Consider the following 15,102-nt stretch of genomic DNA (forward strand, 5'->3'; position numbering starts at 1 on the left):
AGAGCGAGGCGACAAATCACGATGGCAGAAAGCACGCAGCAGAACTCCCCGGCAAGGCTGAGAAAGGTTCTCGGCCTCTGGGATCTGGTCTTCTACGGAATGGTGCTGATTCAGCCCACGGCGGGCGTGCCCCTGTTTGGCGTGGCGCAAAAGCTCTCCAACGGACACACCGTCACCACCATTCTGATTGCGATGTTTGCCATGATGATCACCGCCGTCAGCTATGGACGCATGGCGGCGCTGTATCCCTCGGCAGGCTCGGCCTACACCTATGTGGGCCGCACGATCAATCCGCATCTGGGCTTTATGGTTGGCTGGGCGATGCTGCTGGACTATATTTTGCAGCCGCTCATCAACGTGGTCTGGATCTCTGCCGCGCTGCATAGCCGCTATATTGCTGAAGTCCCGTTTCCCCTGATTGCACTGGGCATCACTGCTTTCATTACGGCGCTCAACTTGATCGGCATTCGATCGTCCGCACGCATGAACAAGCTGCTGCTCATGGCGATGTGCGTGGTGATTGCCGTTTTCCTCGTGATGGGCGTTCACTTCCTCTACCACCAGGGGCAGTGGGCGGCGCTGTTCTCGATTGCTCCGTTTTACACCCCGGCCACGTTCAGCCTGAGCAAGGTGTGGGGAGCAACCTCGTTTGCCGCGCTCACCTATATTGGCTTTGACGGCATTACTACCTTGTCAGAGGACGTTGAGAATCCGCGCCGCAACGTCATGCTGGCCACCGTGCTGGTCTGTCTGCTCACGGGCCTGCTGGCCGGAGCGCAAACCTACCTGGGCCAGCGCATCTGGCCGGACTGGCACACGTTTCCAAATCTTGAGACAGCTTTCATGGACATCTGCCGGCGCGTGGGCGGGCCTGTGCTGTTTGAAGCCATGGGCGTCATTCTGATTCTCGCGGCCCTGGGCAGCGCGCTCACGGGAGGCGTTGGCGCGGCGCGGCTGCTGTTTGGCATGGGGCGCGATGGCGTGCTGCCGCGACGCTTTTTTGCGCACCTGCATGCGGAGACCAACACGCCGACCTACAACATTTTGCTGATTGGCGCGGTGGCATGGCTGGGCGCGGTCGCGCTCAACTATGTAGGCAGCGCCTATGAGCACGCGGGCGAATTGCTCAACTTTGGCGCGTTTCTTGCCTTCATGGGCGTGAATCTTTCTTCATTCTGGCATTTCTCGCTACTGCGCAAGGCAGGCAAGCCGCGGGTGATGGCAGATATCGTGCTGCCGCTGACCGGCTTTGTGTTCTGCGCCTCCATCTGGTGGAACCTGAACATTCTTGCAAAGGTGGTCGGTGGCGTGTGGTTTGCCGTGGGGCTGATCTGGCTGGCGGCGACCACCAGCGGATTCCGGCAGTCGCCGAAGATGATCGATTTCAGCGAAGGCTGAGACTTGTGCGCGCCATGAGGGATGACGCGCACAATTTCATTAGAAGAGCGGTGCGTGCGCAGCATCCGGCGAAGCGAAATATTTCTTCCAGAAAGTGAGACGCGCGGCACTGGCCAGCGGCATGGGCGCCATCGTCTGGCCGAGCTGCATGGTCACCGCAGACTCTGCCTGTACGGCTGGCCAGTGCGGCAGGCCCGCGCCATTGGGATCGCCGGTCGCTACGAAGTTTTTCAAGTATGCAGAGACGGTGCGGGCAACGGCGTCATCCGCTGGCTGCCAGGGCCGGTGCATGCGATTGAGATTGCGAAAGAAGTAAGGCAGCTCGCCGGAATGAAAGGCTCCATATTCGGGGTGCTGCGGCCACGGAATCGCGCGATCAAAGTAGTAGGTGTAGATGGGCTGCGCGCGGCCATGGCTTTGCGCGCGCAGCCGCGCCCAGAGATACATGGAGACGCGGTCACGATCTTCTGAACTGAGAGTCTCCATAGCGGCCGCCTGCTCCGCATTGGCCGCCGGATACAGTTGAAGAAATTGCGCGGCTCGACTGCCATACAGACGATGAGCAAGGGCCCGATATTGCTGGACCGAATGGACGCGCGGAGAACCGAGCATCCAGTCATTGGCTTCATTGCCCGTAATCACTGGAACGTGACTCCCTGTGCCCTGCGCGGTGAGCTTGTTGCTCGCGGCAGGCAGAACCCATCCGTCCACATTGGGCAGAAAGCGGTCGCCGGGGCGCACATCGGCCAGCAGCGCAGCTGCCGGCACGGCACGCAAATCCGCCAGGGAATGGACGCCGATGCGCGTGGCAAAGTTCTCTCCATTGGCCTCTGCCTGCCGCAGTGAGAGCGAATGAAAGCCATTCGCGAGTCCGATGCCACTGTCTGCCTGGGCGCGCTCAAAAAGGCCGACCGGCAGTGGCGACAGCAACAGGTCTTCGACGCTCCAAGCCCCGGCGGACTGGCCCCAGATGGTGACCTGGTGCGGATCGCCGCCGAAATTGCGAATGTTGCGCCGCACCCAGCCGAGCGCGGCCATCTGATCGAGCAATCCATAGTTGCCGGAGCTGTGATGGCGCGACTCCGCGGTGAGTTGAGGATAGGCGAAGAATCCAAAGACGCCGACGCGGTAGTTGAGGGTGACGACCACCATGCCGGTCTCGGCCAGATGAGCACCGTTATAAATGGAGATGCTGCCCGCGCCGGAGGTGAATGCGCCGCCGTGAATGAAGACCAGCACCGGAAGGTTCGCGCTCGCGGATATTCGCGGCGTCCAGACGTTCAGGTAGAGGCAGTCTTCGCTCACAGGGCGATGCGTCATGAAGACCGGCGTCCACGGCAGGAATTCATTCGGCGTCTGCTGCGTGCAACTGTCGCTGAAGTGATCGGCCAGGCGAATGCCCTTCCATGCATGCACCGGCTGCGGAGCGCGCCAGCGAAATTTGCCTACGGGCGGCGCGGCAAAGGGAATGCCCTTGAAGACCGCCAGATCGCCGTGTGCGAGTTGCACGCCGGCGACGCGGCCGGCAGCGGTTGAGACAACGGGGCCTTTCGCGGGCGGCTGCGCATAAGTAGATGGCACACCGAGCACGGTGCAGGCAAGAATGATAATCGCGGCGAGGGCGCGAAGCTTCATGAATCCCTCCTGATGAATCAGCCTAGCCATGGTAGTGCAACGGCGCAGGCTTGCGCTCGCATGGGCGCGTAGCGCAGCAGATCGGTCAGGCTTTGCGCGTCATCTCCCAGGCTTTGGCGTACTTCCAGCTTGTGTAGAGGGAGTGATAGGCGTGCAATAGGAATCCCTCGCGCCCGTCGAGAAAACCGCCACGAAAAATGTAGTTCCAGAGAAAGGTAAAGATGGGCACAAGAACAACATTGCCGAGAAATGCCCACCACGGCTGAATGGTCTTACCCTTTTTCACCGCGACCTGCGCGCCCAGCGTGCTATAGCGGTTCATATGTTCCAGGTAGCCATGGAGAGTGGGGTAGGCATGGTGGATGAGATCGTGGCGCAGTGTTTCGCTGGGGCCGTCATACGCAATGGTTTCGTGCACGGCCCGCTCGGCAAAACGTAGCGGAGCCTCACCCTGCATGCCTGCCCGGCGAAAGAGCCGCAGCTTGGCGTCGGGATAGTAGCCGCCGTGACGCATCCAGCGGCCGAGAAAGAGATTGCGGCGGCGCAGCCGGAAAGCCATGTTCCGCGGACTGCTTTTGAGAAGCGCAAGGATCTCCTGCTGCAACGCGGGGGACAGCTCTTCGTCCGCGTCGAGCGAGAGAATCCAGGTGCTTGAGCATTTTTCGATCGCCAGATTTTTCTGGCGCGCAAAGCCCTGCCACGGCTCTGTGAAAACGCGGCAGCCAGCCTCTTGCGCTATGGCAACGGTACGGTCGGTCGAGCCGGAGTCCACCACGATGACTTCATCGGCAAAGCGAACGCTGCCGAGTGTACGCGCGAGGTTTGCCTCCTCGTTCTGCGTGATGATGGCGACGGAGAGCGTGTCCTTCCGTGGCGTGTCCGGGGGTATGTCCTGTTGTGAGCTCAATGGAGGAATCGTGTCATATCCCGGCCACCTGCATCAACTGGCAAAGAAGTGAAGGCTTCATCATCGCCAGTATCCCCACAATCAAAAAATATGGCCGGCAGCGCATCGCGTTGCCGGCCCAGGAGGAGTCATGCGTGTTTCAGGAGAAAAGATGGCGCGGCACCCTGTCCGGAAGGAGAGTGCCGCACCACAGACTGCGCTTAGAAGTTGAAGGTTCCGCGCAGCTGAATGTTTCTCGGGTTATTCACCGTCGAGCTGGTTGTCCCGAAGGTTGTGTCCTGCACGCCCGTATCCATGCCGGTCCATTCGGTGTGGTTGAAGGCATTCAGGAACTCGCCCTGCAGTGAAAAGTTCATCTTGCCGTGGATGGGAATGAGCTTGGTGAGCGACAAGTCCGTATTGATCCACTTGGGAGCATGCAGCCACATCAGCGTGCCAATTGTTCCCGCCTGATAATTGGGCGTGATGTATTGGCTGTTCGCCTGGCCCTCAGCCGAGATGTACTTCGGATCAAAGAGGCTCACGTATGCCTTGCCGGGTACGCGGCGCGGACGAATCTGATGCTGCAGTTGCGACTTCGTCACGCCAATCAGACGAATGCCGCCGTCATTCTGATTGAAGGTGCTGGTGCCGCCAGTGAAGAGGAAAGGATCGCCGCCCTGATAGGTGAGGATCATGCCTACGGTCCATCCGCCAATCGCATAATTGGCAATCGGGTTCTGGTGGAAGAAGGCGCGATCTTTGCCAAAGGGCAGGTCATAGACGCCGCTGACGTGTAACACGTGATGTACGTCAAAGGCGCTGGGGAAGTAGTTCAGGTGCTTGTCGCGGAGGGTGTAATAGCCGGGTGCGCTGTTGCTGCGGCCACCATAAAATCCAGGAGCGGTGCTGCCCTGCGCGCCGTTGTTAAGCGACTGCGAGTAGCTGTAGTTGGCGTCAAACTGCATGCCGTGCCACATGCGCTGGCGAAAGTCGATTTGCAGCGCGTTGTAGTTGGAGTAGCCGTTATTGGTCATCTCATAGATGCCCTGTCCGGCTGCGTAAGGATTTGCTTCAAAGAAGTTGATGGGGTAGCTGCCCGTGCCTGCCGCTCCTGCACTGCCGCAGGGGGAGAAATTGCTTTCACCCACCAGCGAGCACAGATAGCTGGCATTGCCGGCGAGGGCATTGGCGAAGGCACCCGCCTGCCCCTGCTGCAGATAAGTGATGAACTGAGCGTTGGTGTAGTTGGCCGTGGCTCCGGTTGCATTAAAGGCCTGGTCAAGGATGGGCGTAGGCTGCGAGCCCTTGAATGACTTGCCGCCAGACGCCGACAGATTGGCCTGCGCCGCGCGGAAGTCGTTCAGGAAGCCATTCTCAAAGATATTGATCTCGTTGTAATTCACACCGAGCCATTGATCCTTGGCAACATTGCCCACATACCGGATCTCAATGACGTTGTTGGGAGTGATGGCCCGCTGAATGCCGACCGACCACGACTCCACGTAAGGCTGCTTGATGTGCGGATCAAAGGTGAGGAAGGAAGTTCCGCTGAATCCCTGGCTGGCCTCGGTGATGATCGGCGAGTAGGGATTGGGTGAGGTCGAGGCCAGTGCAGGCAACGAGCCGCCCAGAATCACTGAGCCTGCGTTGTAGAAGCCGGGCCCTGGCGTGCCGCTGCCAGGAGCCACCGGATTGGCGTAGAAGTAGGTGTTGAAGTTGGCGCCGTTGTTCGAGCCGAAATTCCAGAAGTTTTGCGCGCCCTCGGTGTAGTTCTTGAGCGTGAAGCTGGCGCGGATGACGGTCTTGCCGTGCCCAACGAGGCGATCAAACCATGAGTCTGAGTTGCCGCGCGGGTTCCATGCAATGCCGATATTCGGCTCGGGGTGGACGTAGGTGGGCGCGTAGGCCTCTGACGATGGGCCTTCCACGGGATTTTGCACGCCGTTCAACACACCGGGCTGGAAGAGATCGCCCACGGCGGTCGGGCCCCACAGATTTGCGAGTGTGGGATGGGTGTAGAAGCCGGTCTCGTCCTTGGACGCTCCGGTGAAGTCCCACCGCAGACCGTAGTTCAGCGTCAGCGTGGGCGTCAGGCGCCATGAGTCCATGGCAAACAACGCCGCCTGCGTCAGGCGCTCATGCAGGTTGAAAGAAATGCCGGGCTGGAACTGCTTGGTCTTGGCATTCACAAATTGACCAAGGCTGTAATAGGTCATGCGGCCATTCAGGGTCGCATAGAGTTCTTCGACATCTTCAGGTGCTGATGACGGCGCGTTTGGCGACAGCGAATTCACCAGCGCGCTCGTGACCGGATCGCCTGTGGAGATATAGTTGACCCCGATGTAAGGCACAAACTGATTGTTGTAATAGTGATCGATCTCAGTCTGCGCGGAGACGCCAAACTGGAAGCTGTGATTGCCGTGCTGCCAGGAGACGTTGTCCGTAACTCCCAGTACCGGATAGAGTGAACCTCCCTTGAGGCTCGCAAATCCATTCACACCACTGTTCAGGCCAAAGCCGAAAGCCAGGTCGCCCTGCTGCACCATGGACGCGGTAGGCGTATTGATGCCTTGTGTGTTGTAGATGAAGCCGGAGTAGAGATAGCCCACGCGAAGTGCATTCACGATAGTTGGCGTCACATTCCAGTCAAAGCCGGTTGCAATCTGATAGCCGCGCGTCTCATAGCTATAAGCCTGATTGGCATACTGAGCGCCAGGGTACGGCGGCCCGCCGGAATTGGTCACATAGCTGTTGGACTCCGTGACGGTTCCGGTCCAGCGCAGGTTGGGCGTGATGTTGTAGTCCAGGCGCAGCGTGGGATACTTCCGCACCACGTAACCTTTGTTGGGGAACGTCAGATTTTCATGGTTGAGGTCGAGCGGCGTGAGCGTTGCGCCATCCAGCGAATAGGTGGACTCGATGTTGGCGAGATCCTGCGCGATGAGCGGATTGATGGTCGCCGTACAGGTGGAGCAGCCTGCGCTGGCACCGGCCTGAAGCACATTGTCCTGCACGATGCTGGAAGAGCCCTGAGGAATGTACTCATAGATGCCGGAGAGCGCCAGCGGCGTGCCGACCTCTGTCGTGACGGTCGACTTGAACGGCTGCCGGAAATTCGCGAGGCTCGCGAAGAAGAACAGTTTGTTTTTAAGAATCGGGCCGCCAAGGCTGGCACCAAAATCATTGATGATGAGCTTGCTGCGTTTCTGATTGACGCTGTTGTTGTACCAGCTATTGGCATTCAAGGCGTCATTGCGGTAGGTCTCAAAGAGCGAGCCGTGAAAGTGGTTCGTACCGCGCTTGGTATCGAAGCCAATGTCCATGGTAGAGGTGCCGCCGTAGCTGGCATCGAGTTCGCTGGTCTGCACCGTCATCTCCTGCACGTCTTCGAGACGGTTGGCAATCACCGCACCATTGCCGAAGCCAGCGCTCTTATTGCGGTTAGTCTGCGTGGAGAAGCCATTTGCGCTGATATTCGCGGCTCCGCCGGGCAGGTTGTTGAAGTCCGCGCCATCCACTGAGCCGGGCACCAGAAAAGCAAAGCTGGTGACATCACGTCCTGAGACCGGCAGATCTTCCACTTCCTTCAAGTCGATCGTCGTAGCGAGCGCATTGTCCGTGGTCTGCAACAAAGGCGATGAGTTGGCGGAAACGGTCACCGTCTGGTTCGTCGAGCCGACCTCGAGCTTCACGACCATATTGGTCACCTGATTCACCTGCACCGTGACAGACGGATAGACCTTGGTCGCAAACCCGTCACGGCTCACCCGCAGGCTGTAGTGGGCGGGATTAAGAAAAGGAATGACTGCTACACCGGAGCCCGAGGTTGTCGACTTGTGAATGTCATTCGTATCCAGGTCGCGCAGCTCAAGTTTGGCCCCGTTGATGACCGCGCCCGCCGGGTCCTCGACCGTGATATTCAACGATCCGGTGGAGAGGTTCTGCGCTTGGACCATACGGGGCGCAAGAAGGAGGAGGGTGAAGAATAGCGTGAATAGGGGAAATACGGTGCGCCTGGCCCAACGATCGAAGCTCATAGGCATGCCTCTCAGGAAGTTGTTTTCGCAGAACGGGATGATTTGCGGTCTTTGGCGGAAGATTTCTCTGTCATTCGTCCGCGAAAAGACGCAAATTTTGGCTTTTCTCTACGTGGACGAAAATGTATACATTATTGAAAGCCAAGTCAAGGTAGATTTTTGCATCCATAACGTGGTCTAAATATCTATCCGCTGAAATCGCCGCGCAAAGAGGCCCGATCACTTTGCGTGGGGCCGGGCTGACGCTTCGCCGGGACGCTGGTCTGGGGCGCTGTTACAAATCTTTTTGGAGCCAAACGAATGCGCCATTTTTTATCTCGTCAGGACATCTCGCCGGCCGCACGCAGCGCCTTCAGGATGTTCACTGCAGCCTGCTGTCTGGCCGTCGCATCCTCTGCTCTTGCCCAAAGCCAAGCCGCCCCGCCAGCGAAACCCGGCCCCATGTTGCGGCAGGGAATCGAGCATCTCGAGACGCCCGGATTCCGCCTGGACCTCACGCGTTCTTCGCAAACGGTGGCGGCGCTTGACCCCGAGGGCGCGCACGGCTTTGACTTCACGCCCGGCGACCGGCTGGCGGAGCGATCCACAGATGGCTACTATCACCTCGGCGACATTGACCTGCGGCTGCGCACAGACGCCGCTGGCCCGTGGCAGGATTATTCGAGCGCGTTGCACCGGCAGCCGGTGAAGCCGCTCCCTGTCCAAGGCGATGAACTGGCATCCGCCGATCTGACAGCCACCTTCCCGGCCGGCATGCCGCTGCGAATTGTGCGCACCTGGCGCATCGACGGCGAAAATCTTGCGCTGCACTTCACGCTCACGAATACATCCGCCAAACCGGTGACCATTGGCGCACTGGGCATTCCGCTCATCTTCAACAACATTCTCGCCGGCCGCACGCTGGCGCAGGCCTCGGTCCAGTGCAGCTTCGATGATCCTTATATCGGTGAAGATGCGGGGTACGTGCAGGTAACTCGCTTGAACGGCCACGGACCCGCGCTGGTGGTGGTGCCCGAGGGCCACACGCCGCTCGAAGCCTGGCGGCCGATCCTGAATCATCATGGCCCAAACGGTGAGCCGCTGATTTTCAATGACCCAACGCCACGCGGCATCACGTTTGAGGGGTTCTATGAGTGGATGGTCTACAGCCGCGCCTATCAGCAGGGCGCGTGGAAGGGCGCGAATCCGTGGAATCCCGGAACATCGGTGACGCTCAAGCCCGGAGAGTCACGCAGCTTTGGGCTCAAGTTTCTGCTGTCGCCCTCTATTCCTCAGGTGCAGCAGACGCTCGTCGATCACTTCCGTCCTGTGGCCGCAGGCTTTCCCGGCTATGTGCTGCCGCAGGACATTCATGCGCAGCTCTTTCTGCACTATCACGAACCGGTGCGCTCCATCACGGTAGAGCCCGCGGGTGCCATCACGATCACCGCAGGAAAAAGCACCTCGACCGGCTGGCTGAGATATAACCTGCAAGGCCGCAAGTGGGGCCGCGCGCGCGTCGCGGTGACCTACGACGATGGCACGGTGCAGAGCATCGGCTATTTTGTGATCAAGCCGGAGCAGCAGGCCGTTGCGGATATGGGGCACTTTCTCACCACGAAGCAATGGTTTGTTGATCCCAGTGATCCCTTTCATCGCAGTCCATCGGTCATTACCTATGATGGGCAGGCGAACCGCCAGGTGACGCAGGAAGGGCGCGTATGGATTGCGGGCCTGAGCGATGAGGCCGGCGCCGGCTCATGGCTGGCGGCAGCCATGAAAGAGTTTGGGCAGCCGGACAAGCAGGAGATTGCGAAGTACGAACAGTTTGTGGATCACGTGCTCTGGGGCAGCATTCAATACAGCAGCGGACCGCTCAAGTATGGAGTGCGCAAGAGCGTCTTCTACTACCAGCCCAGCCAGTTCCCTGCCGGATTTTATAGCGATCAGTACAACTGGAAAACATGGACCTCATGGAACCGGAAGCAGTCTGAGGCGGTGGACCGCTCCTTCAATTACCCGCACGTCGCGGCAGCTTACTGGGTGATGTACCGCCTGGCGCGCGACCATCAGGGACTGGTCACCGCACATGACTGGCAGTGGTATCTGGGGCACGCCTATCAGACCACCATGGCCATGATGAAGTTTGCGCCTTACTACACACAGTTCGGGCAGATGGAGGGCGACATCTTCCTGCGCATTCTCAACGATCTGCAAAGAGAGGGCTGGACGCAGCAGGCCGGGACGCTGAAGGACGCGATGTATCAGCGCGCGCTTGTCTGGGATCACAAGGCTTATCCTTTTGGAAGTGAGATGCCGTGGGACTCCACCGGGCAGGAAGAGGTCTATGCCTGGACTCACTATTTTGGCTTTGAGGACAAAGCGCAGGTGACGCTCGACGCCATTCTCGGCTACGACCCCTCCATTCCTTCATGGGGATACAACGGCAGCGCGCGCCGCTACTGGGACTTTCTCTTTGCCGGAAAGATTCCGCGCATTGAGAGGCAACTGCATCACTATGGCTCCGGCATCAATGCCATCCCGCTGCTGGCGGCCTACCGGGAGCACCCGCAAGACCTGTATCTGCTGCGCGTCGGCTATGGTGGAACCATGGGTCCGCTCACCAACATTGATCAGCGGGGGTTTGCCTCTGAAGCCTTCCACTCCTTCCCGAGCACGATGAAGTTCGATGCGTATTCGGGTGACTACGGGCCGAACTTCTTTGGCTTTGCGCTCGATACCGCCACTTATGTCACGCATAGCTCCACCTTTGGCTGGCTGAGCTTCGGCGGCAACCTGACGCAGCACGCACAGCAGATAAGCGTGAAGCCGCTCGATGCATTTCGCAGACGCGTGTACCTGGCGCCATTCGGGCTGTGGCTGACGCTCGATGCAGGCAAGTTCCAGCAGATCCGCTTCGATCCGCAATCGCAGACGGTGCAAATTGAGCTTAGCCCGGCAAGCGCCTATACGAAACAGGCGCTGTTACGAGTCGAGCAGCCTGCTTCCATCGCGGGCGTCGGCCGCTTCCACCCGGACACGCATTTTGAATTGATTCGTGGGGCTTACGCTGTTCCACTGCATGCGGGCCTGACGCAGATCACGCTGCAAGCCATGCCAGCGCAGAAGCATTCCCAACCAGCATCCATCTCTCACCCCTAGTCCCTCAGGAGACCTTTTATGTGCGAACAATCAAAACTCTCACGCAGAAACTTTCTCGGCTCAGCAGCCGCGCTCGGCGGACTTTTCCTGCTGCCGCCGCACCTCAAAGCCCTGCAGGACGCAGTCATGGATATTCCCGTGAGCGCCGACGGCACCGGCTATGAAAAGGTCCTTTGGCGGTACAAAGACTTTCCGATGACGCAGGTGCGCATGCGCGATGGCGTGCTCAAAAACGCTCTGGAGATCAACCGGCAATATCTCTATCTGGTACCGAATGACCGCCTGCTGCACACCTTTCGCCTGACGGCCGGCCTGCCTACGAGCGCCGAGCCTCTGGGGGGTTGGGAAGCGCCCGATTGCGAACTGCGCGGTCACTTTGCCGGGGGACACTATCTCTCGGCCTGCGCGCTGATGTATGCCTCCACCGGAGATGAAAAGATCAAGGCCAAGGGCGATGCGCTCGTCGCGGAACTGGCCAAATGCCAGCAGCCGGACGGCTACCTGAGCGCTTTTCCTGCATCGTTTTTTGATCGCCTGCGCCACTACCAGAAGGTGTGGGCGCCCTTCTACACCTATCACAAGATCATGGCCGGCCATCTCGACATGTATGTGCATACCGGCAACCAGCAGGCCCTCGAAACCTGCAAGCGTATGGCTGACTGGGCCATCGAATACACAAAACCGATTCCCGCTGACCAGTGGCAGCGCATGCTGCTGGTGGAGCAGGGCGGCATGAATGAAGTTTCCTTCAATCTGTATGCGGTCACCGGCGAAAAGAAGTATCGCGACCTTGGTTTCCGCTTTGAGCACAAACTCATCTTTGATCCGCTAGCCAAGCGCGAAGATCATCTCGCGGGCAATCATGCCAACACGAATATTCCCAAGGTGATCGGCGCGGCGCGCGGCTATGAAGTGGCGGACGACAAGCGCTATCACACTATTGCGGAGTTTTTCTGGGGCGCAGTGACCTCGCAGCACGCCTATGCCACGGGCGGCACCAGCGATGGCGAGTTCTGGCACAAGCCCGGCACGCTAGCTGAGCATCTTGGGCCTGCCGCTGAAGAGTGCTGCTGCAGCTATAACATGATGAAGCTCTCACGCCATCTCTACGGATGGACGGGCGACCCGCGCATCTTCGACTACTATGAGCGGCTGATGTACAACGTTCGCATCGGCACGCAAGATCCCAAGGGCATGCTGATGTACTACGTCTCGCTCAAGCCCGGCTACTGGAAGACCTTCGGCACGCCCTTCGACGCGTTCTGGTGCTGCACGGGAACGGGCGTTGAGGAATACTCCAAGGTCAACGACTCTATCTACTTCCACGATGCAAAGAACATTTATGTGAATCTCTTTGCCGGCTCTGAGGTGCAGTGGCCTGAGAAGAATGTGTCGCTCGTGCAGGAGACGAACTTCCCGCTCGAAGAAGCCACGACGCTCACGGTTCGTGCCCAAAAGCCGTCAGCGTTCGGGCTGAAGATTCGTGTTCCCTACTGGGCTACCAACGGATTCACCATTCACATCAATGGCCAACCTCAAAGTGTGGAAGCGAAGCCTGAGAGCTATGCCACACTCCATCGCACGTGGCATGACGGCGACACCATCAAGGTGAGCATGCCCATGTCTCTGCATATTTCGCCCATCCCCGATTCGCCCGATGTCCAGGCCGTGCTCTATGGTCCGCTCGTGCTTGCGGGCGAAATGGGACGCCACGGTCTCACGGAGAAACAGATCTATGGCGACTCCGGCCCCTTCTCTGACAAGGAGAACTACCCCATGCCGGAACTGTTGACCGCATCCGGCCAGGCTGGCGAAGCCATCGAGCGCCTGCCGGGCGGCGAACTGCGCTTCGCCACCGCAAATCAACAGCAGACCATGCACCTCAAGCCGCTCTACCAGATCATGGATGAGCGCTACACCGTCTACTGGAAGGTCAATCGCAAGACAGTTTGATGTGCCTTCTATTTGCTTCCACCACAGATACAAAAGAGCCGGCCGCCAATGGCAGCCGGCTCTTTTGTTTACAACGTGAGGGAAGAGCAGATCTATGTCACGGCGGGCAGATCGTCGCCATCAAACTTCCAGCTCGGCTGATAGTTGGGCGTGAGAGGCAGATCAAGCATCGCCGCACGAATCAGCTCAATCGGAATCGCGTACTGCTGCAGCATGGCATCATGAAACTGCTTGTTGGTGAGCTTTGCAGGCACCATCTCCTTGTGCAGGGCATAAATCTGCATGCCGCCGAGCAGATAAGCAGCCTGATACAGCGGTGAATAGGCTCCGCTGAAGGAGCGGCGCACCTCACCGGCAGCGGCATCGGGTTCAACGCCAACTTGATTCACCAGCAGGTCAATGCACTGCTGGGGCGTCATCTTTCCCAGATGAAAGCTCAACGAGAAGATGATGCGGCCGCAGCGCAGCATGCGCCAGTCAAGCGCACCAACCTTCTCCTGCGGTGTGCGGTCAAAGCCGAGATCCCACATCAGCAGTTCCCAATAGAGCGCCCACCCCTCGATGAAGAAAGGCGTCTCGCCGAGCGCCGAGCGGTAATTGCGATAGCGCTCAAGCATGAAGCCCTGCAACTCGTGACCAGGAATCAGCTCATGAAAGACCGTGGCATGGGACATGCCAGTGTTATTCGCGCGCATGCTGTTCATACGCTGCGAATAGGTCATGGTGTTGGTCGGGTAAGAGATCTGCATGACTTCCCCGCCCAGAAAGAACGGCGAGATGAGCTGCTGCTGAGGCGGAATCATGCGCCACCGCCAGGTGTCCCGCGCCAACTCAGGAACGGTGATGAGGTCGTGGCTCATCACAAAGTCCTGCGCTTGCTGCTCCAGCTTGCGCACCAGTGCGGGTTGCTGTCCGGGCTCTACGTAGGTGTTCTTCACCTTGTTCAAGGCGGCGCGCCAGTTATCTCCGTAGCCCATCTCGCGCGAAGCCTGAATCATCTGCTGGGTACACCAGGCGAACTCATGATTGGCCAGCTCGATCAACTGCTCGGGGGTGTAAGGAATCATGGCGTTGGCGAGGTCGGCCATGATGCCGTCGCGGCCAATGGCATGGCCAATGATGTCTTTGTTGCTGCCCGCGCGTGCCGACTGCATGCTTTGCGAATATGCGTCGCCGTCTCCGCTGCCCACCTTGGGGGGCGGCGCCAGCCCCAGCAAATGGACGGCGAGATAGTTCTGGTATTCCGTAAGCGCGCCGGTCGCGGACTTGTAAGGCACGTCAACCCACCAGGTAAAGAGCGGGTCATAGCCGTTATAAAAGGTGAACCACGCATTCAGGTGCCATTCGAGCGTCTCCAACTGATGCACGGCCTCATTCACGGCCTCTTTGTTCGGCTTGGGATACTTGCTGTTGAGCGTGGCCGGCAACTGCTTGAGTTCGGTCGCAAGATGGGCCAGCGTCGCGGCTGCGGCCTTGGAATCGACCGGCTTCATGGCGCGCATGTCGTCAAACAGTGCGAGAATCTCGGGCGCAAAGGGCAGATAGACATCCACCTGCTGCTGAAAGGCAGTATCGAGATCAAGCTGGCGAAGGCGATGCTGCAGATAATTGCGCAGCAGAAGGTAATCCACGCGGCCATCTTGATTCAAGCCCGCAAAATCAATGGCCGCAAGCTGCTTCTGCCATAGCTGATAAAACTCGCGCATGCGGGTCCGGGAATCCGGCGCAAAGGGCACGCTGTAGTAGCGCTGCAGCAGCTCATGATCCGAATCAAAGCGCAACAGGTGCGGACGCAGCGCGCTGTGCGACTCATCGATGGGAACCGGAAACTTCGTGGACTTGGCGGCATCGCCATAGCGGGGTGCGGCGGCGGATTTTGCTTCTGCCGCAAAGGCCGGAACTTCGGCCCCGGCGGCGGCTACCCCAAGAAATGCCGCGGAGCGAGCGCTGTTCAATAGAAATTTTCTGCGTGATGTCATAGGCAATGGCCTTCCTGCAGCTTGAGTCTCCCGCGATCTGCCGGCCTGCATGATAGCGGCCGCATGAAGC

General features: G+C 59.0%; 7 protein-coding genes. 3 read left to right on the forward strand and 4 right to left on the reverse strand.

Annotation, left to right across the window (positions count from 1 at the left end; all coding sequences use genetic code 11):
• Positions 1–21: 21 nt before the first annotated feature.
• Entirely contained in the window at positions 22–1,398 is a 1,377-nt protein-coding gene (locus tag ACP_RS06055; protein WP_015896410.1) for an APC family permease, read from the forward strand.
• Between the two features lie 39 nt (positions 1,399–1,437).
• Here the strand turns inward: ACP_RS06055 and ACP_RS06060 are convergent, their stop codons facing one another.
• The 3 genes from ACP_RS06060 to ACP_RS06070 all read right to left on the reverse strand — a co-directional run bounded on the left by ACP_RS06060 (position 1,438) and on the right by ACP_RS06070 (position 7,959).
• Positions 1,438–3,033 (reverse strand): carboxylesterase/lipase family protein, encoded by a 1,596-nt coding sequence (locus ACP_RS06060; RefSeq protein ID WP_052294707.1) that lies wholly within the window; start codon positions 3,031–3,033, stop codon positions 1,438–1,440.
• Between the two features lie 85 nt (positions 3,034–3,118).
• Positions 3,119–3,940, reverse strand: a complete 822-nt coding sequence (locus ACP_RS06065; protein WP_015896412.1) for a glycosyltransferase family 2 protein — start codon at positions 3,938–3,940, stop codon at positions 3,119–3,121.
• Between the two features lie 200 nt (positions 3,941–4,140).
• Positions 4,141–7,959, reverse strand: coding sequence for a TonB-dependent receptor (locus ACP_RS06070; RefSeq protein ID WP_015896413.1), 3,819 nt, complete (start codon positions 7,957–7,959; stop codon positions 4,141–4,143).
• Positions 7,960–8,400: 441 nt separating this feature from the next.
• On the opposite strand from ACP_RS06070, the gene ACP_RS06075 reads away from it, so the two are divergent.
• Together ACP_RS06075 and ACP_RS06080 are read left to right on the forward strand one after the other, a co-directional pair.
• Positions 8,401–11,100 (forward strand): DUF5695 domain-containing protein, encoded by a 2,700-nt coding sequence (locus ACP_RS06075; protein WP_148215057.1) that lies wholly within the window; start codon positions 8,401–8,403, stop codon positions 11,098–11,100.
• 18 nt (positions 11,101–11,118) lie between these two features.
• Positions 11,119–13,053, forward strand: a complete 1,935-nt coding sequence (locus ACP_RS06080; protein ID WP_015896415.1) for a glycoside hydrolase family 127 protein — start codon at positions 11,119–11,121, stop codon at positions 13,051–13,053.
• A gap of 92 nt (positions 13,054–13,145) precedes the next feature.
• Here ACP_RS06080 and ACP_RS06085 read toward each other — a convergent pair whose 3' ends face one another.
• The gene (locus tag ACP_RS06085; RefSeq protein WP_015896416.1) at positions 13,146–15,032 is read right to left on the reverse strand and encodes a DUF885 family protein; all 1,887 of its coding nucleotides are present in this window, start codon (positions 15,030–15,032) and stop codon (positions 13,146–13,148) included.
• Positions 15,033–15,102: the final 70 nt, after the last annotated feature.

This window comes from Acidobacterium capsulatum ATCC 51196 (assembly GCF_000022565.1).
Classification (GTDB): Bacteria; Acidobacteriota; Terriglobia; order Terriglobales; family Acidobacteriaceae; genus Acidobacterium; species Acidobacterium capsulatum.

Coding starts and splice junctions, on each gene's coding strand:
- ACP_RS06080 (WP_015896415.1), top strand. CDS start 11,119: ATGTGCGAACAATCAAAACTCTCACGCAGAAACTTTCTCGGCTCAGCA.
- ACP_RS06075 (WP_148215057.1), top strand. CDS start 8,401: ATGTTGCGGCAGGGAATCGAGCATCTCGAGACGCCCGGATTCCGCCTG.
- ACP_RS06070 (WP_015896413.1), bottom strand. CDS start 7,959: ATGAGCTTCGATCGTTGGGCCAGGCGCACCGTATTTCCCCTATTCACG.
- ACP_RS06085 (WP_015896416.1), bottom strand. CDS start 15,032: ATGACATCACGCAGAAAATTTCTATTGAACAGCGCTCGCTCCGCGGCA.
- ACP_RS06060 (WP_052294707.1), bottom strand. CDS start 3,033: ATGAAGCTTCGCGCCCTCGCCGCGATTATCATTCTTGCCTGCACCGTG.
- ACP_RS06055 (WP_015896410.1), top strand. CDS start 22: ATGGCAGAAAGCACGCAGCAGAACTCCCCGGCAAGGCTGAGAAAGGTT.